Origin of the sequence: Microbacterium sp. RD1, assembly GCF_052220165.1 — a bacterium.
Lineage (GTDB): Bacteria > Actinomycetota > Actinomycetes > Actinomycetales > Microbacteriaceae > Microbacterium.
The window spans coordinates 427,338-449,543 of the sequence record NZ_JBQPOL010000001.1; the positions used below are offsets into that span (position 1 = coordinate 427,338).

At 69.5% G+C, this 22,206-nt stretch carries 23 protein-coding genes; 4 read left to right on the forward strand and 19 right to left on the reverse strand.

The features are described 5' to 3' along the window. Positions 1-33: 33 nt before the first annotated feature. Positions 34-1,731 carry a Stk1 family PASTA domain-containing Ser/Thr kinase gene (pknB, locus tag ACTU3I_RS02015; RefSeq protein WP_442923933.1) on the forward strand — a complete coding sequence of 566 codons (1,698 nt, stop codon included), beginning with the start codon at positions 34-36 and terminating at the stop codon, positions 1,729-1,731. Here the strand turns inward: pknB and ACTU3I_RS02020 are convergent. Genes ACTU3I_RS02020 through ACTU3I_RS02030 form a run of 3 tightly spaced genes read right to left on the reverse strand, consistent with a single transcriptional unit; the run spans position 1,728 to position 3,321 of the window. Further along, on the reverse strand, positions 1,728-2,381 hold the full coding sequence (locus ACTU3I_RS02020) for an anthranilate synthase component II (RefSeq protein ID WP_442923934.1): 654 nt from the start codon (positions 2,379-2,381) through the stop codon (positions 1,728-1,730). The genes pknB and ACTU3I_RS02020 overlap by 4 nt on opposite strands. Next, on the reverse strand, positions 2,378-2,533 hold the full coding sequence (locus tag ACTU3I_RS02025) for a hypothetical protein (protein ID WP_442923935.1): 156 nt from the start codon (positions 2,531-2,533) through the stop codon (positions 2,378-2,380). Before ACTU3I_RS02025 ends, ACTU3I_RS02020 begins: the two co-directional genes overlap by 4 nt. Further along, positions 2,533-3,321, reverse strand: coding sequence for a class E sortase (locus ACTU3I_RS02030; RefSeq protein WP_442923936.1), 789 nt, complete (start codon positions 3,319-3,321; stop codon positions 2,533-2,535). The genes ACTU3I_RS02025 and ACTU3I_RS02030 overlap by 1 nt, the downstream gene beginning before the upstream one ends. A gap of 54 nt (positions 3,322-3,375) precedes the next feature. On the opposite strand from ACTU3I_RS02030, the gene ACTU3I_RS02035 reads away from it, so the two are divergent. Beyond that, complete coding sequence (locus tag ACTU3I_RS02035) at positions 3,376-3,615, forward strand: cell division protein CrgA (RefSeq protein ID WP_442923937.1); 240 nt, start codon at positions 3,376-3,378, stop codon at positions 3,613-3,615. A gap of 67 nt (positions 3,616-3,682) precedes the next feature. Here the strand turns inward: ACTU3I_RS02035 and ACTU3I_RS02040 are convergent, their stop codons facing one another. Together ACTU3I_RS02040 and ACTU3I_RS02045 are read right to left on the reverse strand one after the other, a co-directional pair. Further along, positions 3,683-4,612 carry a rhomboid family intramembrane serine protease gene (locus ACTU3I_RS02040; RefSeq protein ID WP_442923938.1) on the reverse strand — a complete coding sequence of 310 codons (930 nt, stop codon included), beginning with the start codon at positions 4,610-4,612 and terminating at the stop codon, positions 3,683-3,685. A gap of 13 nt (positions 4,613-4,625) precedes the next feature. Continuing rightward, entirely contained in the window at positions 4,626-5,183 is a 558-nt protein-coding gene (locus tag ACTU3I_RS02045) for a peptidylprolyl isomerase (protein WP_442923939.1), read from the reverse strand. A gap of 102 nt (positions 5,184-5,285) precedes the next feature. Here ACTU3I_RS02045 and ACTU3I_RS02050 point away from each other — a divergent pair, with 102 nt between their 5' ends. Together ACTU3I_RS02050 and ACTU3I_RS02055 are read left to right on the forward strand one after the other, a co-directional pair. Continuing rightward, positions 5,286-5,864, forward strand: coding sequence for a DNA helicase (locus ACTU3I_RS02050; protein ID WP_442923940.1), 579 nt, complete (start codon positions 5,286-5,288; stop codon positions 5,862-5,864). Then, positions 5,861-6,346 (forward strand): aminoacyl-tRNA deacylase, encoded by a 486-nt coding sequence (locus ACTU3I_RS02055; RefSeq protein ID WP_442923941.1) that lies wholly within the window; start codon positions 5,861-5,863, stop codon positions 6,344-6,346. The genes ACTU3I_RS02050 and ACTU3I_RS02055 overlap by 4 nt, the downstream gene beginning before the upstream one ends. On the opposite strand, the gene ACTU3I_RS02060 is transcribed toward ACTU3I_RS02055, so the two are convergent. The 14 genes from ACTU3I_RS02060 to ACTU3I_RS02125 form a co-directional block, all read right to left on the reverse strand. Then, a complete protein-coding gene (locus ACTU3I_RS02060; protein ID WP_442923942.1) occupies positions 6,343-6,768 on the reverse strand; it encodes an NUDIX hydrolase in 426 nt (141 codons plus the stop codon). The genes ACTU3I_RS02055 and ACTU3I_RS02060 overlap by 4 nt on opposite strands. Positions 6,769-6,796: 28 nt before the next feature. After that, complete coding sequence (locus ACTU3I_RS02065) at positions 6,797-7,771, reverse strand: glycosyl hydrolase family 32 (RefSeq protein WP_442923943.1); 975 nt, start codon at positions 7,769-7,771, stop codon at positions 6,797-6,799. Between the two features lies 1 nt (position 7,772). Continuing rightward, complete coding sequence (locus tag ACTU3I_RS02070; RefSeq protein ID WP_442923944.1) at positions 7,773-8,717, reverse strand: carbohydrate kinase family protein; 945 nt, start codon at positions 8,715-8,717, stop codon at positions 7,773-7,775. Next, positions 8,714-9,658, reverse strand: a complete 945-nt coding sequence (locus ACTU3I_RS02075; protein WP_442923945.1) for a carbohydrate ABC transporter permease — start codon at positions 9,656-9,658, stop codon at positions 8,714-8,716. The genes ACTU3I_RS02070 and ACTU3I_RS02075 overlap by 4 nt, the downstream gene beginning before the upstream one ends. Before the next feature lies 1 nt (position 9,659). Then, on the reverse strand, positions 9,660-10,601 hold the full coding sequence (locus ACTU3I_RS02080; RefSeq protein WP_442923946.1) for a carbohydrate ABC transporter permease: 942 nt from the start codon (positions 10,599-10,601) through the stop codon (positions 9,660-9,662). A gap of 57 nt (positions 10,602-10,658) precedes the next feature. Further along, positions 10,659-11,945: a sugar ABC transporter substrate-binding protein gene (locus ACTU3I_RS02085; protein ID WP_442923947.1), complete on the reverse strand. Its 1,287-nt coding sequence runs from the start codon at positions 11,943-11,945 to the stop codon at positions 10,659-10,661. After that, positions 11,945-13,060 (reverse strand): LacI family DNA-binding transcriptional regulator, encoded by a 1,116-nt coding sequence (locus ACTU3I_RS02090; RefSeq protein ID WP_442923948.1) that lies wholly within the window; start codon positions 13,058-13,060, stop codon positions 11,945-11,947. Before ACTU3I_RS02090 ends, ACTU3I_RS02085 begins: the two co-directional genes overlap by 1 nt. 127 nt (positions 13,061-13,187) lie before the next feature. After that, positions 13,188-13,952 carry a sulfite exporter TauE/SafE family protein gene (locus ACTU3I_RS02095; RefSeq protein ID WP_442923949.1) on the reverse strand — a complete coding sequence of 255 codons (765 nt, stop codon included), beginning with the start codon at positions 13,950-13,952 and terminating at the stop codon, positions 13,188-13,190. A gap of 16 nt (positions 13,953-13,968) precedes the next feature. Next, positions 13,969-15,219 (reverse strand): metal-dependent hydrolase family protein, encoded by a 1,251-nt coding sequence (locus ACTU3I_RS02100; protein WP_442923950.1) that lies wholly within the window; start codon positions 15,217-15,219, stop codon positions 13,969-13,971. A 71-nt stretch (positions 15,220-15,290) separates the two neighbouring features. Then, complete coding sequence (locus ACTU3I_RS02105; protein ID WP_442923951.1) at positions 15,291-15,512, reverse strand: hypothetical protein; 222 nt, start codon at positions 15,510-15,512, stop codon at positions 15,291-15,293. A gap of 26 nt (positions 15,513-15,538) precedes the next feature. Beyond that, a complete protein-coding gene (locus tag ACTU3I_RS02110) occupies positions 15,539-16,267 on the reverse strand; it encodes an ABC transporter ATP-binding protein (RefSeq protein WP_442923953.1) in 729 nt (242 codons plus the stop codon). A gap of 2 nt (positions 16,268-16,269) precedes the next feature. Further along, the gene (locus ACTU3I_RS02115; RefSeq protein WP_442923954.1) at positions 16,270-18,999 is read right to left on the reverse strand and encodes an ABC transporter permease subunit; all 2,730 of its coding nucleotides are present in this window, start codon (positions 18,997-18,999) and stop codon (positions 16,270-16,272) included. Between the two features lie 15 nt (positions 19,000-19,014). Beyond that, complete coding sequence (locus ACTU3I_RS02120) at positions 19,015-20,268, reverse strand: ABC transporter substrate-binding protein (protein WP_442923955.1); 1,254 nt, start codon at positions 20,266-20,268, stop codon at positions 19,015-19,017. 145 nt (positions 20,269-20,413) lie between these two features. Continuing rightward, positions 20,414-22,135 (reverse strand): CocE/NonD family hydrolase, encoded by a 1,722-nt coding sequence (locus ACTU3I_RS02125; RefSeq protein WP_442923956.1) that lies wholly within the window; start codon positions 22,133-22,135, stop codon positions 20,414-20,416. Positions 22,136-22,206: the final 71 nt, after the last annotated feature.

Here is a 22,206-nt window from a genome sequence, read left to right on the forward strand (position 1 = left end):
TGATCCTTTGATTCACCACCCGGGGAGTGCTCCGTGACGACTGAGACGCGTGTGCTGTCCGGCCGGTATCGCGTGGCCGAACTCATCGGCAAGGGCGGCATGGCCAGCGTCTACCGCGGCTACGACCTGATGCTCGAGCGCGACGTGGCGATCAAGATCCTCAAGCGCGATCTCGCCGAGGACACGGCCTTCCGCACGCGGTTCCGTCTCGAGGCCCAGTCCGCGTCGCGGATGGCGCATCCCGCGATCGTGCGCGTCTTCGACGCGGGCGAGGACAGCGAGATCGGGCCGGATGGCGCCGCGCATCCGGCTCCCTACATCGTGATGGAGCTCGTCCGCGGGCAGTTGCTGAAGGACATCATCGCCGAGGGGCCCGTGCCCGTCGACGAGGCCCGCCGCTATGTCGACGGCATCCTGGAAGCGTTGGAATTCTCCCACCGCGCCGGCGTCGTGCACCGTGACATCAAGCCGGGCAACGTCATGGTGACCCCCGAGGGCCAGGTCAAGGTGATGGACTTCGGCATCGCGCGGGCGGTGTCCGACTCGTCCTCCACGGTGGCCGAGACCACGACGATCCTCGGCACCGCCGCGTACTTCTCGCCCGAGCAGGCCAAGGGCGAGCCCGTCGACGCGCGGGCCGATCTGTATTCGACAGGCGTGGTGTTGTACGAGCTGCTCACGGGTCGGCCGCCGTTCCGCGGCGAGTCACCGGTCGCCGTCGCCTACCAGCACGTCAGCGAGGCTCCGCTCACCCCGTCCGAGATCATCGAGACGATCCCCCGCGCGCTCGACGCCGTGATCCTGCGTGCGCTCGCGAAGGATCCCTTCCAGCGCTTCCCGGACGCCGCGAGCTTTCGTCGTGCGCTGGACGACACCGCCGAGGGCAAGCAGCCGAGCAAGAAGCAGCTGGGCGCGCTCACCAGTGAGCTGTACGGGCCCAACCCGCGTCAGGCGGCGGAGACGGCGCGGTCGCTCCGGCAGCTGAGCACCGACTCCACCATGCGCCGCACCCAGTCCGGGCCCCCCGTGGCATGGATCTGGTCGGGCGTCGCGCTGCTCGCCGTGCTCCTCATCTCAGTGCTTTTCTGGGTGGTCACCATCCGCCCGGGGACCGAGGTGCCGCAGAACGCGCGCATCGTCCCCGACGTGTCCGACATGGCTTGGGATCGCGCGGAGGATGTGCTCCTCGACGCCGACCTCGTTCCCATCCGGCGCGAGGAGGCCAGCGAGACGATCGCCCAGGGCAACGTCATCCGTACCGATCCGGCAGCGGGTCTGTCCGTCTCTCCCGGCGAAGACATCGGGGTGTACGTCTCGAAGGGTGTCGAGACCGCGACGGTGCCCCTGCTGTCGGGGCTCGCCGAAGACGCTGCCCGGCAGGCCATCACCGACGCCGGGCTGACCGTCGGGGCCATCCGTCAGCGCAATGATCCGGATGCCGCCGCCGGGACCGTGCTCGAAGCGGATCAGGCCGACGGCGCGAGCGTGGCGCTCGGCACCGCCATCAACCTCGTCGTGGCGACCGGCCGGGTCGTGATCGTCGACTACACCGGGTACACCCTCGACGCCGCGACGCGGGAGCTGCAGAGTCCCGAGATCGCGCTGACCGTGACGTCGGAGGAGGATCCGTCCTGCGCCGCGTCCGGATCCCCGACGGTGGTGCGCCAGTCGCTCAGCCCCGGCGAGGTTCCGGTGCACTCGGAGATCGTCCTGACCGTCTGCTCCGGCTAGCCCGGAAGCGGCGCCGCGCCGGCCGGATGCAGCCGCGCGCCTCGCACGTCGGCGCCAGCCAGGCCCGCGCCGGCGAGCCAGTTCCCCAGCAGCCGATACCCGCCCGCGGTGAGGATGCTCTCGGGATGGAACTGCACGCCCACGAGCGGCAGGGAGCGATGGGCGATACCCATGACCACGCCCGAGGCCGTCACCGCCGTGATCTCGAGCTCGGCGGGCAGGGTCTCGGGCAGGACAGTGAGGGAGTGATACCGCGTCGCCTCGAACGGCGACCCGAGTCCCGCGAACAGGGCGCTGCCGTCGTGTTCGACGAGTGAAGTCATCCCGTGCATGAGTTCCGGCGCGTGCGCGACGGTCGCGCCGAACGCGACGCCGATCGCCTGATGCCCGAGGCAGACCCCCAGCAGAGGCGTGGCAGCCTCCGCCGCCGCCCTGACGACGGCGACCGACGCACCCGCGCGGTGCGGCTCACCAGGACCGGGCGAGACGACGACGGCGTCCGCCGAGCGGACGACGGATGCGGCGGCTCCCGCAGCGATGGCATCCGCCTCGACCAGCTCGACCTCGGCGCCCAGCTCCCGGACATAACCGGCGAGCGTGTGGACGAAGCTGTCGTGATTGTCGACCACGAGCACGCGGAACTCGCTCACTCGACGGTGACGTCCTGTGGATTGACGAAGACGCTGACCCATGGGAAGACCCACGTGAACAGGGCGTACACGACAGCCGCGACGGCGAGGAGGAGGATCAGCACCCGCACCCACCACGGGCCGGGGAGCACGCGCCACAGCGCCGCGTACATCAGGCCGCCGCCTCGAGAAGCGAGGGCGGGAGCTGTCCCTCGACCCGCGGGGAGAAGGATTCGAAGACGCCGTACCCGACGATCCGCTCCGTCATCGAGTACATCGGGCTGCAGCTGGTCAAGGTGATGTACCGCCCTCCCGCGGGCACGTCGGGGCGCCGCGGCACGTCGAGCAGCACGTCCACCGCGTCGGGGCTCACGTACTCGAGCGTGCGGAAACGGTAGGTGTACCAGCCGGCCGGTGTCTCGACGACGAGGGGATCGCCGACGTGCAGGTCAGCGATGCGGTTGAACGGCTTGCCGAAGGTCGTGCGATGGGCGGCGAGCGCGAAATTGCCGACCTCGCCGGGCATCGCGGCGTCCTCGTAGTGCCCGATGCCGATCGGGTCGAGCGTGCGGGCGCGGGACACCCCGCCCGCGATCGGCATGGCGTAGTCGGCGCCGAAGCGGGGGATGTGCATGACGGCGAATCGCTCGGCGTCGGCCGGCTGCGGCAGAACGGGGGGCTCGGTCACCGGGTCGGCGGGGGGCTCCTCGGGAGCGGGCGTCTCCGAGGGCGTGACCGGTGACGCATACTCCTGCTCCCACTGCTGCGACAGCGCCGCACCGGCGGAGTTCTTCTCGGCCGCGTAGATGACGTCGCCGATCCACATCTGCCACGCCACGTACAGGAGGACGACGGCGCCGACCGTCATGAGCAGCTCACCGATGACACCCGTGACGGACGCGCGCCGGCGCGGTCGCGCGCGACGCGCGCGACGACTGATCGGCCCGTCTGTCGCCACCACGCTGCGATACTAACCGCCCCCGGTTATGGGGACGCTGGCAGTTAGACTGGGGGAATGGCACGAACTGGCAGCGGCGAAGACCCGATCGCCGAGCGCAGCGAGGGAGACAGCCGGCCGAACCCGGTGTGGTTTCTTCCGGTCATGATCGGTCTGATGCTGATCGGCCTCGTCTGGGTGCTCGTCTTCTACCTCAGCGGCATGAACTTCCCGATCCCCGGGATCGGCCCGTGGAATCTGGTGATCGGCTTCGGCATCGCCTTCATCGGCTTCCTCATGACGACCCGGTGGCGCTGACAGGTCGAATTACATCCGTGTGATTTGTCCCCACGTGTGGACAAACCTGTGGATAACCTCGCGGCGGTCAGCCGTAGATCACGGGCGGCAGCAGCAGAAGCGCCAGAAGCACGACGGTCGTCCCGACGAGGAGCCCGATCTGCAGCCCGCGCTGCGCCCGCCGCCGCGTGCGCGCGTAGATGAGGCCGACCAGCGCCCCCGCCACCAGGCCGCCCAGGTGCGCCTGCCACGAGATCTGGATCGCCTGAAGCGCACCCGCGAAGGACCCGGTCCCGATCGCCGACACCAGGGCGAGCACGAACGGCAGCGCGAAGTTGATGACGATGAGGATCGCGATCATCCGGATGTTGGCGCCCAGATGACGTCCGATGATGAGCAGCGCCCCGAACAGACCGAAGATGGCCCCGGAGGCGCCGACGACGGGGATGTTCGGCTGAAGGAGCGCGACCGCCACCGAACCGCCCAGGGCGCTCAGCAGATAGAGCGCGAGGAAGCGCGCGCCGCCCAGGAGCGGCTCGAGGCTGCGGCCCATGAACCACAGCGCGAGCATGTTCAGACCCACGTGCCAGAAGCCGTCGTGCACGAGGACGACCGTGAGCAGGCGCCATGGCTGGAACACGCCGGTGATCTGCGGGTACAACGCCGGCGCGAAGAACGACAGGTAGTCGCGGACGAGCGACCCGAACCCGGGGATCAGCGTCAGCAGGAAGGTGAGCCCCGTCACCGCGATGATCGCGTAGGTGACGACGGGACGGCCGGATGCCACGGCCACCATCGGTGCGGGACGACTCCAGCGTCGTTCGGCGGTGCGCTGCGCGGGGGTGCGCGTGGCGCGCTGCTCCGCCATGCACTCCGGGCAGACCACCCCGACCGCCGCCTGCGTCTGACACTCGGCGCAGATCGTGCGCAGGCACCGCTGACACAGGACGAAGCTCTGCCGGTCGGGGTGCCGGTAGCAGAAGTTGTCGCGGTTGCGGCGGAACTCGTCGGTGGTCACGCGCCGCGCCGTGTCAGACCGCGGCGACGTCGATCGAGCTGATCACCACGGGCTCGATCGGGCGGTCACCGGCGGCGGTGGGGACAGCGGCGATCGCGTCCACGACGGCGCGGGAGGCCTCATCCGCGACCTCGCCGAAGATCGTGTGCTTGCCCTGCAGCCACGGCGTGGGGTCGGTCGTGATGAAGAACTGCGATCCGTTCGTCCCCTCGGGCTGTCCCGTGATGGCGTTGCGGCGCAGGCCCGCGTTGGCCATCGCGAGCTTGTACGGCGCCTGGAAGTCCAGCTCGGGGCTGATCTCGTCGTTGAAGGAGTAGCCGGGACCGCCGACGCCCTGACCGAGCGGGTCGCCGCCCTGGATCATGAAGCCGGGGATGATGCGGTGGAAGATTACGTCGGTGTAGAGGGGACCCTCGCCCGGCTTGCCGGTGGCGGGGTGGGTCCAGGCCTGCGAACCGTCGGCGAGACCGATGAAGTTCTGCACCGTGCGCGGCGCCTGATCGCCGAAGAGGTTGACGAGGATGTCGCCATGGTTCGTGTGGATGGTCGCGATCGCGCTGGGAGAAGGCATGGGTACATTCTCGCAGAGTTATCTGCAAGCCCCTCCGTCGCGGACATCCGCCTTCTGGCAAGATGGGGCGAGTACGTCCCCATCGATCGGGAGGGCAAGACCGTGAGCCTCAGCCGCAAGCGCAAGAAGGAACTCCGCAAGCTCCAGCAGCAGGCATCGAAGCTGTGGGACTCGCAGCAGGTGCTGCTGGGCGAGAGCGCGAACGTCGCCCGGGAAGCCGGCCGGCAGTTGTCCCACTACAGCCGTGAACAGGTCGTCCCCGCGGTGAAGCAGACCTACGGCACGTACGCCGCGCCCTACGTCGACAAGGGCCTGAAGGTGTCGCGCCAGGTGCTCACCGACCGCGTCGTTCCGACGGCGGGTGCCGTGGTGGGCTCTGCCCTTTCGGTATGGGACGCCGCCAGCGACACGCGCGCACGTCTGGCCGCCGGTCGCGGCCTGGGCGGACTCGACCCGCAGACGTACGCCAAGAAGGCCGAGAAGTACGGCAAGCAGGCGACGAAGGCGCTGTCGGCGAAGTTCGCGCAGCCGAAGCGCTCGGGCATCGGTGCCGGAGGGGTCATCGCGATCATCCTCGGCGTCGCCGCGGCCGCAGGAGTCGTGTACGCCGCGTGGCAGACGCTCCGGGCGGACGACGAGCTGTGGGTCGCCGACGACCCGCTGCGCGCGCCCGACGCGTGAGCGAAGCCGACCCGACCGAACGCGTCCGCATCGCGGCTGCCGACCGGGGGCTCGCGGTGGAGATCCGCGAGCGACCTCCCGCGCGCGGCCTGCCGGAGGCGGCGGCGCTGATGGGGCTCGCGCCGTCGGGCATCGTGAAGACGCTCGTGGTCAAGCGGTCGGACGACACCTTTCTTTTCGCCCTCGTCCCGGGTGACCGCGCCATCTCGTGGCCGAAGCTCCGCGCGCTCGTCGGAGTGAACCGACTGCAACTCCCCGACGCCTCGCGGGCTCTCGAGGCCACCGGCTACGAACGGGGCACGATCGTCCCGATCGGCAGCACCACGGCCTGGCCGGTCTACGCCGACGAACGCATCGTCGGGCAGCGCATAGCGATGGGCGCCGGCGCCCACGGCTTCAGTCTCTTCGTCGACGCGGACGCGCTGATCTCGGCCTACGATGCGAAGGTCGGGGACATCAGCACGGACGCTCCGGCCGGCTAGAGCAGTCCCGCCATCCGCAGACCGATGTCCACGAGCTTGACGCGGGGAAGGCTGCGCACGGCGTCTCGCGCGAACCAGTCGGCTCTGTCGGTCGAGCCATCGATCTCGTCGCGCAACCGGCCCCCGGTCGTATGGGCGCGGTACACGATCCGCAACGCGTGCAGGGGCCCGGTGGCGACGTCGCTGATGCGGTCGGCGGCGGGGATCACACGGGAGTGGATGCCCAGGAGTCCGTCCAGCGCGACGCGATAGCCGGTCTCCTCGCGCACCTCCCGCCGCGCGGCCCGTTCCGGGTCTTCGCCCGCCTCCAGCCCGCCCCCGGGAAGGGTCCACGCGGCGTGGCGCCCCTCATTCCAGTGCGCGAGCAGCACGCGACCATCGGCGTCGGTGATGACGGCGTACGCGGCGACCCTGATGTCCATACGCCCTCACCCTACCGAGAGCGGATGCTCACGCCTGTCGGCGCGCCTCCTCGAGGATCGCGAGGCGGTCGCCGTCCCACGCCACCGGCACGGGGTCGGTGACGCCGCCCACGAACCGCCCCGCCGGATCGTCGTGGCGAAACGCGAAGAACAGCCACCGACCGTCGTCCCGCCGGCGCAGCAGGCGTCCGACGTAGAGGTCGTCGTCGGCGATGGGCGAGACCGAGGAGATGTCGAACGGACCGGTCAACGCCTCGGCCGCCACCGCCCACACCGCACCACGGGGGTGCCGAGCGCGCACCGCATTGGTGGCATCGCGGGCGAGACAGGAGAACAACAGCACCGCGCGCCCGTCGACCTCCGCGACCTGCGTCACCTCGAGCTGCCCGAATCCGTCGTCGCTCGGCGCGCTGAGCGGCGCACGGAGCTGCCACCGCTCCAGATCCGGCGACACCGCGTGGCCCACGACGCCGCGCCCGTGCGTCGGCCCGCTCGTCGCGCGCGCCGTGAACAGCATGTGCCAGCCTTCGCCCGACGGATCGGCGAACACCCACGGGTCGCGGAACGCCTCGTCGTGCCACTCGGTGGTGGCGAGGGTCTCGTACCACTCCCCGTCCGCCGCGAGCACGGGGTTGGTGGCCGCCTTGTGCCACGTGAAGAGGTCGCGGGAGGTCGCATAGCCGATCCGCTGCACATTGCGCCCGTCGGCGCTGAGATGCGAGCCGGTGTAGAAGAGGAACCACCGCCCATCGGGATGCTGCACCACCGAGCCCGTCCAGGTCGCCAGGTCGTCGAATTCCCCGGTCGCTCCGCGCACGAGTGCGTCCTCGACACGGGTCCACTCGCCGAGATCGTCGGAGACCGCGTGGCCGATCGATGCGCGATAGTGCCGCGCATCGGGGTCGTGCAGCGCGCGCGAGGCGTACAGGAAGAACAGGTGATAGCGGTCGCCGTCATCCGCGAACCAGAAATCCCACACCCAGGAATCGGGCAGGTCGAACACGTCAGGCACTCTCCTTCATCTCGGCGCTCCGCAGCGCCAGCTCGGTTCGCGTGGGCGGATCCATCCCTCGCCGCGAGACGGTGATCGCCGCCGCCGCGGCGGACCGCCGGAGCGCCGCGGTCACATCGTCCGTCGTCAGCTGCTGCAGGCGCGCCCGCAGTGCGGAGGCGGCGCCGCCGAAGTGCAGCAGGGTGTCGATGAGCGTACCCATGAAGGTGTCACCGGCACCGACGGTGTCGAGGATGGTCGTCGTCGTGGCCGGCACGCGCACCGCGCCCGCGCGCCCGACGGCGAGCGCGCCGGCCGCCCCGTCGGTCACGACGACCAGCGCGGGATGCACCTCGCACCAACGGCGGGCGACCTCCTCGGTCGTCGCATCCGGGTACAGCCATGCAAGATCGTCGGCGCTGGCCTTCGCGACATCGGCGAGCGCCACCAGGCGTTCCACGCGACGCAGCGCATCCTCGCGTCCGCCGGTGAGCGCTGGCCGGATGTTGGGGTCGTACGTGACGATCGCCTCGACGCGGGCGCGCTCGATGAGCGATGCCACCGCGTCGGCTCCGGGCGAGAGCGTCGTCGCGACCGAGCCGGTATGCACGAGGCGCGCACCCGGGACCTGGGCGTCGGCGGGGACCGCCCAGTCCAGGTCGAACTCGTATGTCGCGTCGCCCGCGTCGTCGATGCGGGCCAGCGCCGTCGACGTGCGGGCGGGGGCGCCGAGCGCGATCGTCTCGACCTTCGCATCCGCGAGCCACGACCGGATGCTGCGGCCGCCGGCATCGTCGGCGACGCGCGTCGCGAGTGCCACCGAGCGGCCGAGCCGCCCGAGGGCGACGGCGACGTTCGCGGGGCTTCCGCCGGGGCGCTCGGCCGCCCCGGCGGAAGTGTGCACGACGTCGATGAGTGCCTCTCCGAGCACCACGACGTCGTATGGATCGTGCGTCATCCCTTCACCCCGCTCGCGGCGATCGAGCTGACGAAGGCGCGCTGGAAGATGAGGAAGACGATGAGCACGGGGAGGGTGATGAGCGACGTGTACGCCATCACCTCCCCCCACGCGGTGTTGAGCTGGAAGAAGTACTGCATGCCGACCATGACGGGGCGCAGCTCCTCCTTCTGCACGACCATGAGCGGCCACAGGTACTGGTTCCACGCGGGCAGGAATGTGAGGATCGCCACGGTGGCGAACGCCGGTCCCGACAGCGGCACGATGATGCGCCGGTAGATGCCGAACCAGCTCGCGCCGTCGATGCGGGCGGCTTCGTCGAGCGACTTCGGGATGGTGGAGAAGTACTGCGCGAACAGGAAGATGGAGAACGCGTTCGCCACGAAGGGCACGATCTGCACCTGATACGTGTTGAGCCATCCGAAGTCGTACTTCAGCACGCCACCCTCGAGAACGAGGGTGGGAAGCTGGTTGACCCAGTAGACCATCGGCACGGCGATCGTCTCGAACGGGACGATGAGCGTCGCCACGACGAGCGCGAGGACGACGGTACGGCCCTTCCACCGCAGCCGGGAGAGGGCGAATCCCGCCATCGAGTTGACGACCAGCCCGAGTCCGACGGTGAGCACCGTGACGAGCACCGAGTTGAACAGGAACTGCGCCACGGGGACCCGCTCGAACACGCCGAAGTAATTGTCGAGGCTGATGTCTCCTACCGGCAGGAACGCGCTCGGTGAGTCGATGTCCTGCAGGATCTGCGCGTCCGGCTTGAGGCTCGAGACGAACATGAACACCAGCGGGAAGAGGAACAGCACCGCGAGCAGCGACATCACGACGTAGGTGAAGGCGCGACCGCGACGGCGCTGACTGCTCGCGGTGCGGCGGTTCGACGAGCCGGGAGCCGACGATGAGGCGGCGGCGCGCTCGAGGGTCGAGGTCATGTCAGTCCTTCTCTCGCGTCAGCCAGCGCTGGATGAGGGCGATGATGAGCACCGCGACGAAGAAGATGAGCGAGATGGATGCGGCGTAGCCGATCTCCTGCTGCTCATACCCTTTGCGCACCGCGTGGTAGACGATCGTCGAGGTCGAGTTGACGGGCCCGCCCTGGGTCATCACGTCGATCTGTACGAACAGGCCGAGAGCGGCGATGGTGATCGTCACGAGCACGAAGACCATGGTCGGGCGAAGACCTGGCCAGGTGACGTTCGTGAACTGGCGCCACGGGCTGGCACCGTCCATGCGCGCCGCCTCGTAGAGCTCCTCCGGGATGGTCTGGAGACCTGCCAGCCAGATGATCATGTGGAAGCCGACCGCCTGCCAGATGGAAAGCACGATGATCGCACCGAGCGCCGTGTCGGGATTGTTCAGCCAGTCCATCCCGCTCCACGCCCCGAGGGTCAGCGTGTCGATCATGGAGTTGATCAGGCCGTCCTTCTGGTACATGAACTTCCACAGGATCGACACGACGACGATCGAGGTGACGACCGGGATGAAGAAGATGACGCGGAAGAGCGTGGTGCCCCGCATCCGCCGATTCACCAGCACCGCCAGCAGGAGTCCGAGCGCCGCCTGCACGGGAACGACCACGAGGGCGAAGAGGAACGTGTTCAGCGCCGATTGGAGGAAGACCGGGTCGGCGGTGAAGGCCCGGAGGAAGTTGTCGAAGCCGACGAACCTCGGCGGGTTCGGGGAGATGAGGCGGGCGTTCGTGAACGACAGCGTGAAGGCCAGCAGCACCGGGATGATGAGGAACAGCAGGAGCAGGAGCCCCGCCGGGGCCATCATTCCGAGGCCGGCCCAGCTCTCCCGGCCTCTCGCTGAGCGCAGGCGTCGGAGCGAACGTCGCGGGCGCTCGGCCGCGACGGTCGGAGGGGTGACTGTCATGGTGTCTTCTTTCGACCGATGGCGGGGGGTCGCAGAGCGACCCCCAGCACGGTGGCGTCACTCGAAGCCGTAGCCGTCGTTCGACGCGATGTTGGTGTCGATCTCCGTGACGGCAGCGTCCAGGCTCTGCTGCACGTCGGCGCCGTTCATGATGTCCTTCGCCGCGGTCTCGAACGTGCTCGAGATGACCGCGTAGGCCGGGGTCTCCGGGCGCAGCACCGCGTACTGCTGCGAGAACTCCACGAACGGACGCAGCACGCCGTCTTCCCCGAAGTGCTCGGACGCCGCCGCGGCCGCGGCGGTCGCCGGGATCACGACCTGCTTGTCGGCGAACTCGGTGATGTACTCGTCGTTGAAGCTGAACTCGAGGTATTCGCGAGCGCCGTCGGCGTCGTTGCAGTCCGACGAGATCGCCCACTGCCACGAGCCGCCGCCGATCTTCGGGCCGTTCCCGAGATCGGGCGGGGGCAGGATGAGGAGGTCGTCACCGATCTCCTCGGCGGCGGTCAGGCCGTTCCACACGCCGGTGTAGCTGAGCGCCACCTCGTCGTCGATGAACTCCTGGTTGCCGACCGTCCCGGCGTTGCTCGCGAAGCCGTCGGCGAACAGGCCCTGGAACCACTCGCCCCAGGCCACCGCGTCGGGACCGTTGAGCACGCCGTCCGCGGTGAGCATGGAGTCGCGGTCGATGAGGTCGCCGCCGAAGCTCTGCAGCATCGGCGAGTAGGCGTAGGGCCACCACTCCCCGGTGTCCTCGGCTCCGATGTCGAGCGGAGTCTCGTAGCCGCCGGCCTTGAGGGTGGCGAGAGCGGCGTCGAACTCGTCCTGCGTCCACGGGTCCGCCACGGTGGGGATGCGGATCCCGTTGGCGTCGAGCACCGACTGGCGCGCGAAGATCGCCAGCGCCGCATCCCAATAGCCGGCCGAGTAGATCTCGCCGTCCCACGTGCCGACGGCGGTCGGAAGCAGGCTGTCGGTGATGTCGGTGGGAAGGCCGAGAGGCTGGAGGTAGCCGGCCCACGCCCAGTTGGGCATGATGGGCCCGTCCAGGTCGAGCAGGCACGGCAGGTCGCCGGAGGCCGCAGCGGCGACGATCGCGTCGTTGTACGCTCCCTGCGGGAACGACTCGTGCACGACCTCGTACGTGTCCTGGGAGGCGTTGAAGTCGGAGATGATCCGTTCGTAGACCTCGAGCTCGGCGGGGTTCCCCGCAGAGTGGGTCCACATCGTCAGCTCCGTCTTGCCGTCGGCGTTGGTCGTTCCCTGTCCGGCTTGACCGCATCCGGTCAGAACCAGCGCGGCAGCCACGCCGGTCGCCGCCAGCGGGATGAAGGTGCGCTTCATCAGTGGATTCCTTTCGATTCTTGGGGTGACGTCGACGTCACCCCGGCTGTGCCGCCGGAGCGGCCTGCGTCCGTCGCTCCCGCATCCGACGCGCTGCCGAGGGGCGCCGGAGGAGCGACGGAGGCCCGACGTACGATCGGGCAGTCCATGAGGTATGCGGAGTCCGTGGGTGCCGCGCGCAGTCCCAGCGCGGTCTCCATCGCCCATCGGCCCATCGCCGCGTGCGGGAGGCCGACCGTCGTGAGGGGCGGGTCGAGCTCGGCGGCGATGAGCTGCTGGTCGTCGTACCCGACCACCGATAGGTCGTCGGGGATGCGGACGCTGGAACGCAGCGCCCAGGAGTAGATGCCTGCGGCGATGCGGTCGTTGAACGCGAACATCGCCGTCGGGCGCTGCTCGGGCGGCAGGCTCCACAGCCGCTCGCTCGCCGCACGGCCGCCCGCCGCCGACGTGGCGACGAGGACGTGGAGGGCGGGATCGATGTCGAGCCCGGCTTCGGTCAGCACATCTCGGTAGCCCTGCAGGCGCAGGTCCGCCGCGATGGGACGGTCTTCGTCGGTGTCGACGAACGCGATCCGGCGGTGTCCGGCGTCGACGAGCTCTTGCGCGGCGGCGCGACCGCCGGCGTAGTCGTCAGGGACCACTGCGGGAAATCCGCCGCCCTCGGGCCGACAGTCCATGAACACCGTGCCGGCGGGAAGGCCGGCCGGCGCCTCGAGCACCCGGTGGTACATCGAGGCGTAGATCATCGCGTCCACGCGCTGATGAACCAGCGTGTCGATCGCCTCGGACTCCATCTCGGGGTGCCCGTCGGTGTCGACGAGGATGACGAGGTGGCTGTGCTCGCGCGCCACCTCCTGGGCGCCGGCGAGCATCTGTCCTGCGAACGGCGTTGTGGCGATGCGATCGGAGACGAGCCCGATCGTCCGGGTGCTCCGTGTCCGCAGGCTCCGGGCGATCGGGTTGGGAACGTAGCCGATCTCGGCCGCAACGCGCTCGACGCGTGCGCGAGTCTCCTCAGAGATGCGTGAGTCTGCCTTGTTCAGAACGAGCGACACGGTGGCCGACGAGACGCCCGCAGCCTTCGCCACGTCTGCGATTCGCGCCTGCGCCACAGTGTCCTCCTTTGGCTAATCGATTTATCGCGATGTTAAATCGATTTATCACTGACGAGAAGATTATGAATCTCAACGCGGGCCGCTGTCAAGTGCGGCTGTCGCCGACGAGCTGCGCGCCCGTCGATCAGGCGAAGGCCCGCACGAGCAATACAAGGCCGACGATCGTGCCGAAGGCGACGATGAAGCCCTTCAGGAGGCGCGCCGGAAGACGGCGGGCCAAGAGCGCCCCGCCGTATCCACCGATCGTCGTGGCGGGAGCGAGGACGAGCACCGCGAGCCAATCGACGGTGCCGGACAGCCCGAAGGTCAAGACCGTGACGACGCCGACGGTGGTGGTCAGGACGTTCTTCAGGGCATTGATGCGATTGAGCGACTCGTCGACGACGAGCGCGAGGACGGCGACGTACATGACGCCCAGGGCGGCACCGAAGTATCCGCCGTAGACCGCGCCCGCGAACACGGCCACCTGCAGGGTGATCGACTGACGGCGCGGGCTGAGGGCGCGCGGATGACCTACCAGCCCGCGGATGCGGTCCTGGAAGTACAGCGTCGCGGCTGAGGCGAGCACCAGGAACGGCACCGTCACCTCGAAGGCGCGAGCGGGGGTCGACAGGAGCAACGCGCAACCGCTCGCGGCGCCGAGCGCCGTGGCCGGCAGCACGGCCCCGATGCGGCGCCACTGCCCTCTCAGATCCACGCGACTGCCCAGCACGCTCGAGACGTAGCCGGGGAACACCGCGACCGAGTTCGTCACGTTCGCCTGGATCGGCGGGAGCCCGGTGGCGATCAAGGCGGGGAAGGTGATGAGCGAGCCGCCGCCGGCGAGCGCATTGATCCCGCCGGCGACGAGACCGGCCAGGAGAAGGAGAAATACGTGCGCGATGTCCATCGGGAAGCGGGACGGCTCAGCCGCCTGCCCCCTTCACCAGGACGCCGGCTTGCCAGACGACCGCGATACGGGCGGGATCGGCGAGCACCGAGATGTCCTCCAGCGGGTCGCCGTCCACCGCCAGGAGATCGGCGTCGAAGCCCGCCTGCAGCACACCGGAGCGAGGCGCCTGCGCACCCAGTGTGGCCGGACCGTTGGCCGTCGCGGCCTCGATCACCTCCAGCGGATCCATCCCGATCTCGGCGAGGAGGACTGCTTCGCGCCCGTGGCGTCCCCAGGACGCCGGGGCGTCGCCCGTGCTCTGGATGTCGGTGCCCATCGCGATCCGCACACGGGCGTGGTGGGCCCGCGCGATGTTCTCGCGATGAAGGTGCGCGATCGTGTCGAGCTTGCGAGCCGCATACGGTGGGAGGCCACCCCGGTCGAGCAGCTCCCGGATGATCGTGAGCGTCGGCACGAGGATCGCCCCTGTCTCCTTCATCGCGACGCAGGACTCGTCATCGAGGTAGCTTCCGTGCTCGATCGTGAGCGCCCCCGCTTCGAGGGCTGCCATGATGCCGGCCTTGCCGTGGCAATGAGCGGCGACGCTTCGCCCGGCAAGCCCTGCGACCTCCACGATCGTGCGCAGCTCCCGCACGGTGAGCTCCTGGTTCATCGGATCATCGATGACGCTGAGCACGCCGCCCGACGCGCACACCTTGATGATGCGGGCGTTTCGACGCAGCTGCTCGCGCACCGCCTTCGCGCACTCGGCCTCGCCGTCGGCGAGACGGAACCCGGCCCCGGCGCGCCCGCAGTCGTGCACCCACTCGGTGGGAAGGCTGTGGATGTCGCCGTGGCCCCCGGTGGCCGAGATGACCGATCCCGCAGCATAGATCGCCGGACCGGGCACAGATCCTTCGGCGACCACCGGGGCGAGGTGCAGCCCCATGCCGCCGACCTCGCGCACACTCGTCACACCCGCATCCAGTGCCCGCCGCAGGCTCGGCACGCTCCGGGCGGTCCGCGTCGCCGGATGCTCCTGGATGAGCTGGGCGAAGTCGAAAGTGCCGGGGCGGCCGCCGTTGAGGTGAGTGTGGCAGTCCCACATCCCGGGCATGACCGTCCCGACCCGCATCGTCGGAACCGCGCCGGAGTCGGGCGCGCCGTCACTCGCTCCCGCGTAGGCGATACTCGGCCCCGCGATCACCACGACGCCGTTCCGGATCGGCGTGCCGCGCCCGGGGATCAGCAGATCTGCCTCGATGCGCTGCGTCGCCGTCTCCATGTCGCCACGCTAGGACGCGCGAACGATGAGCGCCAATGCAATCTTGTTAAGCGCGGATTTACTCCAGCGCATCATTGGGGGCGGTAAGTGACAGCGGGTGCCATCCGCGTGATCTCGTGGTCGGCGAGCCAGACCGGCGAGCCCCCCGCGTCGGGCGCCACCAGGTAGACCGTCTGCGTCCCGGTGTACTGCATGCCCACGAGGACCCCGTTCCAGGCGGCGTCGCTGGCATGCACCGCGAGAGGGATGCCCGCTGCGACGATCCGCGCGGACGAACTGGGAGCGGTGGGCACGGGCTGCCTCCGAGTCGGGAGTGGGCTCACTCCGATGAAGACTCGCGACCCTGCGCGAGATACAGTTCCTCGATGTGGTCGAGCTGCCCCTCGAGCTCCGCGGTCGGGCCCTCCAGCACCACACGGCCGCGGCGCAGCACGTACGCGCGGTCGGCGGCATCGAGGATGCGCCGCACGTGCTGCTCGACGACCAGGATGCCGATGCCGCGACCGGCGGCGGCAACGATGGCCTCGAACACCCGATCGACCATGATCGGCGCGAGCCCGAGCGACAGCTCGTCGACGAGGAGCACCCGGGGTTCGGCGGCGAGGGCGCGGCCCACCGACAGCATCTGCTGCTGACCTCCGGAGAGGAGTCCGGCGCGGCGTCCGAGGTGCGGCTCGAGCTCGGGGAAGTACTCCAGGGCGCGCTCCGGCGTTCCGCGGCCGATGCTGAGGTTCTCCGCCGTCGTCAGCTTGCTGAACACGGTGCGCTCCTCCAGCACCAGCCCGAGGCCGTCGCGGGCTCGGCTGGCGAGGCCGCCGCGCGCGGGTTGCTCGGCCCACAGGAGTTCTCCGCCGAGAGGGGAGAGCTCGCCGGCAAGAGTGAGGATGGTCGTCGTCTTGCCGGCGCCGTTGGAGCCGAGGAGCCCGACGATCTCGCCGGGACGGATGACGATGTCGAGGTCTCGCACGACGGCGCGGCCGCCGTACCCGGCCGACAGCCCGCGCGCCACCAGGATCGGTGGTGCCTCCACGATCGGCTCGGTTCCCACGATCACTCCGTCCCTCCGAGCTTCGTGCCCGGCCCGGCGGTCGCGTGCGACCCCCCGAGGTAGGCGTCGATGACCTCCGGCATCCGGAGCACCTCCTGCGGATCCTGCTCCGCGATGACTCGACCGCCGTCGAGGACGAGCACCCGGTCGGAGACATCGACCACCAGCTGCACGTCGTGCTCGACGATGAGGACAGCGATTCCGAGATCTTCCACGAGACGACGGATGAGCCGCGACAGCTCCGCCCGGTCCTCGTCGTCGAGGCCGGCCGCCGGCTCGTCGAGCAGGAGCACGGAGGGCTCGGCGGCGAGGGCGCGTGCGATCGCGACCAGGCGCCGCTGTCCGTACGACAGCTCGGAGCACGACTTGTCCAGCACGTCCGAGAGCCCGAGCTCTGCAACGGCGGTGGCAGCCGCGGGGCCGAGGACGCGCTGGCGAGGCGGGCGGATGAGCTCGCGCAGCAGCGCGGCGCGGCCGCCGGTCGCAGATGGCACGGAGATGTTGTCCAGCACGGTCAGATCATCGAAGAGCTCGAGGCCCTGATACGACCGCACGATGCCGCTGCGGGCCCTGCGCCAGACCGGTAGATGGGTGATGTCCTTGCCGTCGAGCGTCACGGTGCCGCCGTCGGCGTGAGTGAGACCGGTGAGCACGTCGATCAGGGTCGTCTTGCCCGCGCCGTTCGGCCCGATCACCCCGAGCACCTGCCCGGGCTCCACGCGGAGAGAGACGTCGTCGAGGGCTCGGACGCCGCCGAACGCGACGCTGACTCCCGAAGCGATGAGCGTGCGAGGTTGCACTTTGCGGCGCGCGCGACCCTCCTCCGTCACCGTCAGGGGTTTGGCCGGCGCGGTCGCGGGCTTCGCACCGCGCCGCCCTGCGAAGCGGGCTGCCATCCACCGACCGATCTCGATCTTCCACGCGAACATCCCGTTGGGGGCGAAGGTGACAGTGGCGAGCATCACGGCCCCCACGATGAGGTTGAGCCACATCCGCGACCCGGTCGCATCATGCAGGGCATAGGAGATGGGACCGCCCGCCGAGAACAGGCCGGCGAGGAACCCGCCGCCGATGTATCCGAGTCCGCCGATCACGGTGGAGCCCAGCACGTCGATCGACCGTTGCGGAAGGTACCCGCCGAAGGTCACCGTCGTCGTCCGGAATGCCAGGAGCACACCGGCTGTGGAGGCCAGTGCCGCCGAGATCGCGAAGGCGTACAGCTTGCTGCGTGTGACGTCGACTCCGAGCGATGCCGCGGCCCGCTCGGAACTGCGGACGGCGAGCAGGCGTCGCCCGAGCGTCCCGCGCCGGAGATTGGACACCAGTACGCCGGCGACGACCAGGATGGCCAGGCACAGCAGCGCATAGCGCGCCGGGTACGCCGTGGCGTCGAGCGAGAAGTCTCCGATGCTGGGTGACTCGATCGTCGTTCCGGTGATTCCGCCCGTGTATGCGGGGTTGGTCAGCAGCACCTGCTGGGCCACGACCGCGATCCCGAGCGTCACGATGCCGAGCGAAACGCCCCGCATCCGCAGCGCCGGCAGCGCGACGAGGAGCCCGATCGCGGTGGTGGCGACGATCGCGAGGACCGCAGCGACGATCAACGGCAGTCCGAGCGCGGCAGCCGAGCGGGCGGCGATCAGTGCGGCGATACCGGCGAGCGCGAACTGCGCGAGGGACAGCTGTCCGGCGTAGCCGGTGAGCACGACGATGGACAGACAGATCAGGGCGGTGATGAGACTGATCGTGATGGCGTCGATCCACTCCGAGCTCACCACGAAGACCAGCACGATGACGATGCCCCCGAGAAGCGCGATGAGCCAGGGCCGCATCCGTCCGCTTCCGACTTCGGGGAGGCGCTCCTGAGTGGTGCCGCGCTGCGGGAGGGCATGGCCGCGCAGGAAGAGGATGACGATGATGATCAGGATCGGCACGGCCGCAGCCCAGCCGGGAGCAGGCACGTACCGCGTGATCTCCGACTGGATGATGCCGATGGCCATAGCGCCCGCCCACGCGAGGCCGAACGAGGAGAAGCCGCCGACCAGCGCCGCAGCCAGCGCCGGGATCAACAGCAGCCCGATCTGCGGCACCGACAGGCCGACCACGGGAGCCAGAAGAATTCCGGCAGCGCCGGAGAGGGTCGATCCGATCACCCAGTTGAGCATCGCGATGCGCTGCGGCGAGCGCCCCAGCGTCGCGACGGCGCGGGAGTTCTCCGCCACCGCGGTGGTGAGTCGCCCGAAGCGCGTGAAGCGGTAGACCGCCCACAGCACGATTCCGGCGACGACGCTGAGTCCCGCGAGCCACAGGCGGTCCGCCGTGACGGCCGCGCCGAGGATGTCGATGCGGTCGTCGGGGAGCATCGACGGGAGCAGCTCGATCCCTTCGCCGCCCCAGATCAGCTCGGCGCTGGACTGCAGCACGAGAAGCACGCCGAGGGTCGCGACGACGCGGCTCAGGGTGGACGCATGCTGCATGCGCTGCATGATCAGCACATGGGTGGCCAGACCGATGAGGGCCGCTGTCGCGAGGCCCGCCGCCACGGCGAGCACTTCGGGCACCCCGGCGTCGAGGAGCTTCGCGTAGACGTAGGCCGCGAACACCGCTGTTCCGACGTGCGCGAAGTTCACGACGCCGGAGCCGCGGTACACCACGACGAGGCCCATCGCCGCGATCGCGTATGCCGCCCCGGCGCCGATGCCCAGGAGTGCGAAGACGAGTACGTCAGTCATCGGTCAGCTGCCCCCTCATCCCGCGAACGGTTCGAGGAACTGGCCGGGCTCGACGGCGTACGTCTGACCGTCCTTGACGGTGACTGAGACGTTGCCGATAGCCATCGCGCATTCCAGCCCCTCGGGGTTCGCTCCGCGGTCGGGAGCGGACAGCGGCGGGAAGATTCCGCCGAGGTCGAGATCCTCCACGCTCTCCATGGCGGTGAACAGGCTCTCTCGAGTGATCTCGGGCAGTCCGGCAGCGATCTCCTGCAGTGCCCGCACCGATGCCCATCCGTTGATCGCGAGGTCGTTGCGCGCGACGTTGCCGTCCGGGTCATGAGCGTCCATGGCTTCGTTGAACTCGACGATGCCCGGGACTTCGGTGGCCGTCGACGGCTGGGTGATCGCCACTGCCAGCACGTCATCGGCCGTGGCTCCCAGGGCATCCAGAACGGACGGCGTCAGCAGGGAGTTGGGTGTGGCGATCTTCACGTCCGGCGCGTACTGCTTCACGGCCCGGATGAGGGCTGCCTCCGGCTCGCCCGGCGACAACAGCGCGATGCCGTCGACCCCTTCGGCGGCCGCCGTCGCCACGACGGCGTCGAACTGGGTCTCCCCGAGGTTGAATCCGACGGCGCCGGCGTCTTCGACGCCCGACGACTCGACGCTGTACGCGTAGGCCTCCTCCATTCCTGCGCTGGCGGCTCCGACGTTGCCGGGGTAGATGAAGCTGATCTTCGTCGCCCCGGCCTGTTCGAGCGCTCCCGCCAGTCCGACGATCGCCGCGGCGAGCCCGCCGTTGAAGCAGAACGCCGATGTGCTGGCGCCGGTGACGGGGCTGAGCGGGATGGCGCCGATGGAGGCGACGCCCGCCTGGTCGATGAGCGGAACGTATCCGTCGTCGGCGGAGGACATGTTGCCGACGAAAGCCACGACGCCGTCATCGATCGCCTTCCGGATGCACGCCCGGGCGGCGTTCGGGTTGCGCTCGCCGTTGCACACGGCGGTCAGTTCGATCGGGTGGCCGTCGATGCCGCCGTTGTCGTTGACGGCCTCGATGCCGGCCTTCACGCCCCCGAGCGCGTCGGCCTGGGTCACCCCTTCCGCCTCGATGTCGCTGATGTGGGCGACCTTGACGGGTTCACCGGTCAGCTCGGCGGGTGGGGCCTTGATGTCCCCGGAGGTGGAACTGGCGTCGTCGCCGGAACTGCAGCCCACGAGCAAGGTGGCGGCGATGCAGCACACCAGCAGTTTCCTCGCGGGGATCTTTCCTGCCTGAGTCTTCATGTCAGCTTCTCTCCATTGAGTGCGCCTGTGCGTTCGACGCTAGGCGCTGGCCTCAATTGCGTCCAGTGCCCGTTTGATAAGTGATGGATTGCGTTTCGCGCAACTGTTGCGCCCCTTGCGCGGAGGGTACGGCGGGGAGGCGGTCCTAGGGTTCGCGCCGGATCACCGGCAACGTCAGTCGGCTCGGATGTCCGCGGCCATGCGCGATGCGATTGACCGCCACGTGTGGCGTCGCCGCGTCGCCGCCGTTGAGGTTGCGGTCGTAGCGGGGGTGGTTGCTGCTGGACACCTCCAGCCGGATCCGGTGGCCCGGGCGGAAGACGTTCGAGGTGATTCCCAGGTCGACGGTCACCTCGACGACGTCGCCCGGCACCAGAGGCACAGGTTCGGCGAGCGACCTCCGGTAGCGCATCCGGCAGACGCCCTCGCACAGGAGGAGGGCGCGGCCGTCCGGGAAGACATCGACGAGCTTGCCCGTCACGTCCGTGTCGGACGCCGACGACGACACGTGGAGGGTGAGCGTCACGTGACCCGTCGCCTCGAGCGGTTCCCCCAACGCATCGCTGGTGTAGCAGAGCACGTCCGGCCGCGTCTCCACCAGGGTCTGGTCTGCGGGCCCGGCAGGCCCGTCGGTGCCGAGGGTCGCCCCGCCCACGGTGGGGACGGGGTTCGTCGGGTCGTACGCGAACACGTCGCCGCTGTCGTCCGGTGCCGGTTGGTTCTGCAATCGGCCGTCGCCGGCTGAACCGTTGGCCCTCCCGTCGCTGGTCAGGAAGAGATCTTCGTACGACGTATCGGGAAGCGGCCAGTCCTGCTCTTCCCGCCACTGGTCCACGCCCATGACGAAGATGCGCACGCGTGCGTCGGTCTGGGCATCGGTGCGCCCCCGGACCCAGCGGTCGAAGAAGCGGAGGTGCGTACCGGTGATGTCGGCCGCCTTGACGGAGCCGGCGACGCCGAAGGAGCGATCGGGGAACATGCCGGTATCGGCAGCGTCGCCGTGACCCCACGGCCCGATCACCAGCTGCTGACCGTCTCTCGCGTCCTCACTACCGCCCGCGCGGCGCATGGTTGCGAACGCGCGGGCGACCTGGCTCGCGAAGACATCGAACCACCCGGCCACATTCAGTGCCGGGACGGTGATCGACGAGACGCGCTGCAACGCCGCATACGGCTCCCAGTACGCGTCGAGGTCGGGATGCGCCTGCATCTCGGCGAACCAGGGGAGCGCGCGCTCGAAGGCAGCCCGAAGCGACTCGGGCTGCGAGAAGAGCACGCCGGCGTCATCCAGCGCGGCGAGGATCGCCAGCGCGTCTTCGCGCCGGGCCTCGGCGTCACCTCCTCGGCGCGACACGTTGGCGAAAGCCATCCGCGCCGCCCAGTTGTACAGCGTGCTCTGCGACAGCGCCCCGCGCCCGGCGTGCCACGCCTCGTAGATGTCCGCCGATGTCATCGTCGGCGCGATCGCACGCAGGCCGGCCGGCGCGGAGGGGGCCGCCTGCCACTGCACGAAGCCCATATAGGAGGCGCCCCACATCCCCAGCGCACCGTCGCACCAGGGTTGATCGGCGGCCCAGGAGAGGGTGTCCACGGTGTCCGGTTCATCGAAGCGGTGGGGCTCGAAGAGGCCGGGGGACCCTCCCATTCCCCGCACGTCCTGGACCACGACCACGTACCCGGCGTCGACCATCGCCCGCACGTCCGGCAGCTTCGGGTTGCCGAGATGCTCGAGGGAGCTTCGGCCGTACGGCGTCCGGGCGACCAGTGCGGGCCATGGGCCCGTGCCGTCCGGTCGCCACACGTCGGCGGCGAGCGCGACGCCGTCTCGCATCGGCACGGCGACGTCGGTATCGATGCGCAATCCCACGGGATCTCCGGTTCGGTCGGTGTTGCTGCGGGATGGAGAGAGGAGGTGCCTAACGCGTCGGTCGGCGGGAC

Bases quoted from the DNA above. Each gene is read 5' to 3' on its own strand.
- ACTU3I_RS02025 (WP_442923935.1), bottom strand. From the start codon at position 2,533: ATGTACGCGGCGCTGTGGCGCGTGCTCCCCGGCCCGTGGTGGGTGCGG.
- ACTU3I_RS02035 (WP_442923937.1), top strand. From the start codon at position 3,376: ATGGCACGAACTGGCAGCGGCGAAGACCCGATCGCCGAGCGCAGCGAG.
- ACTU3I_RS02045 (WP_442923939.1), bottom strand. From the start codon at position 5,183: ATGCCTTCTCCCAGCGCGATCGCGACCATCCACACGAACCATGGCGAC.
- ACTU3I_RS02060 (WP_442923942.1), bottom strand. From the start codon at position 6,768: ATGGACATCAGGGTCGCCGCGTACGCCGTCATCACCGACGCCGATGGT.
- ACTU3I_RS02070 (WP_442923944.1), bottom strand. From the start codon at position 8,717: ATGACGCACGATCCATACGACGTCGTGGTGCTCGGAGAGGCACTCATC.
- ACTU3I_RS02075 (WP_442923945.1), bottom strand. From the start codon at position 9,658: ATGACCTCGACCCTCGAGCGCGCCGCCGCCTCATCGTCGGCTCCCGGC.
- ACTU3I_RS02080 (WP_442923946.1), bottom strand. From the start codon at position 10,601: ATGACAGTCACCCCTCCGACCGTCGCGGCCGAGCGCCCGCGACGTTCG.
- ACTU3I_RS02085 (WP_442923947.1), bottom strand. From the start codon at position 11,945: ATGAAGCGCACCTTCATCCCGCTGGCGGCGACCGGCGTGGCTGCCGCG.
- ACTU3I_RS02095 (WP_442923949.1), bottom strand. From the start codon at position 13,952: ATGGACATCGCGCACGTATTTCTCCTTCTCCTGGCCGGTCTCGTCGCC.
- ACTU3I_RS02100 (WP_442923950.1), bottom strand. From the start codon at position 15,219: ATGGAGACGGCGACGCAGCGCATCGAGGCAGATCTGCTGATCCCCGGG.
- ACTU3I_RS02115 (WP_442923954.1), bottom strand. From the start codon at position 18,999: ATGACTGACGTACTCGTCTTCGCACTCCTGGGCATCGGCGCCGGGGCG.
- ACTU3I_RS02120 (WP_442923955.1), bottom strand. From the start codon at position 20,268: ATGAAGACTCAGGCAGGAAAGATCCCCGCGAGGAAACTGCTGGTGTGC.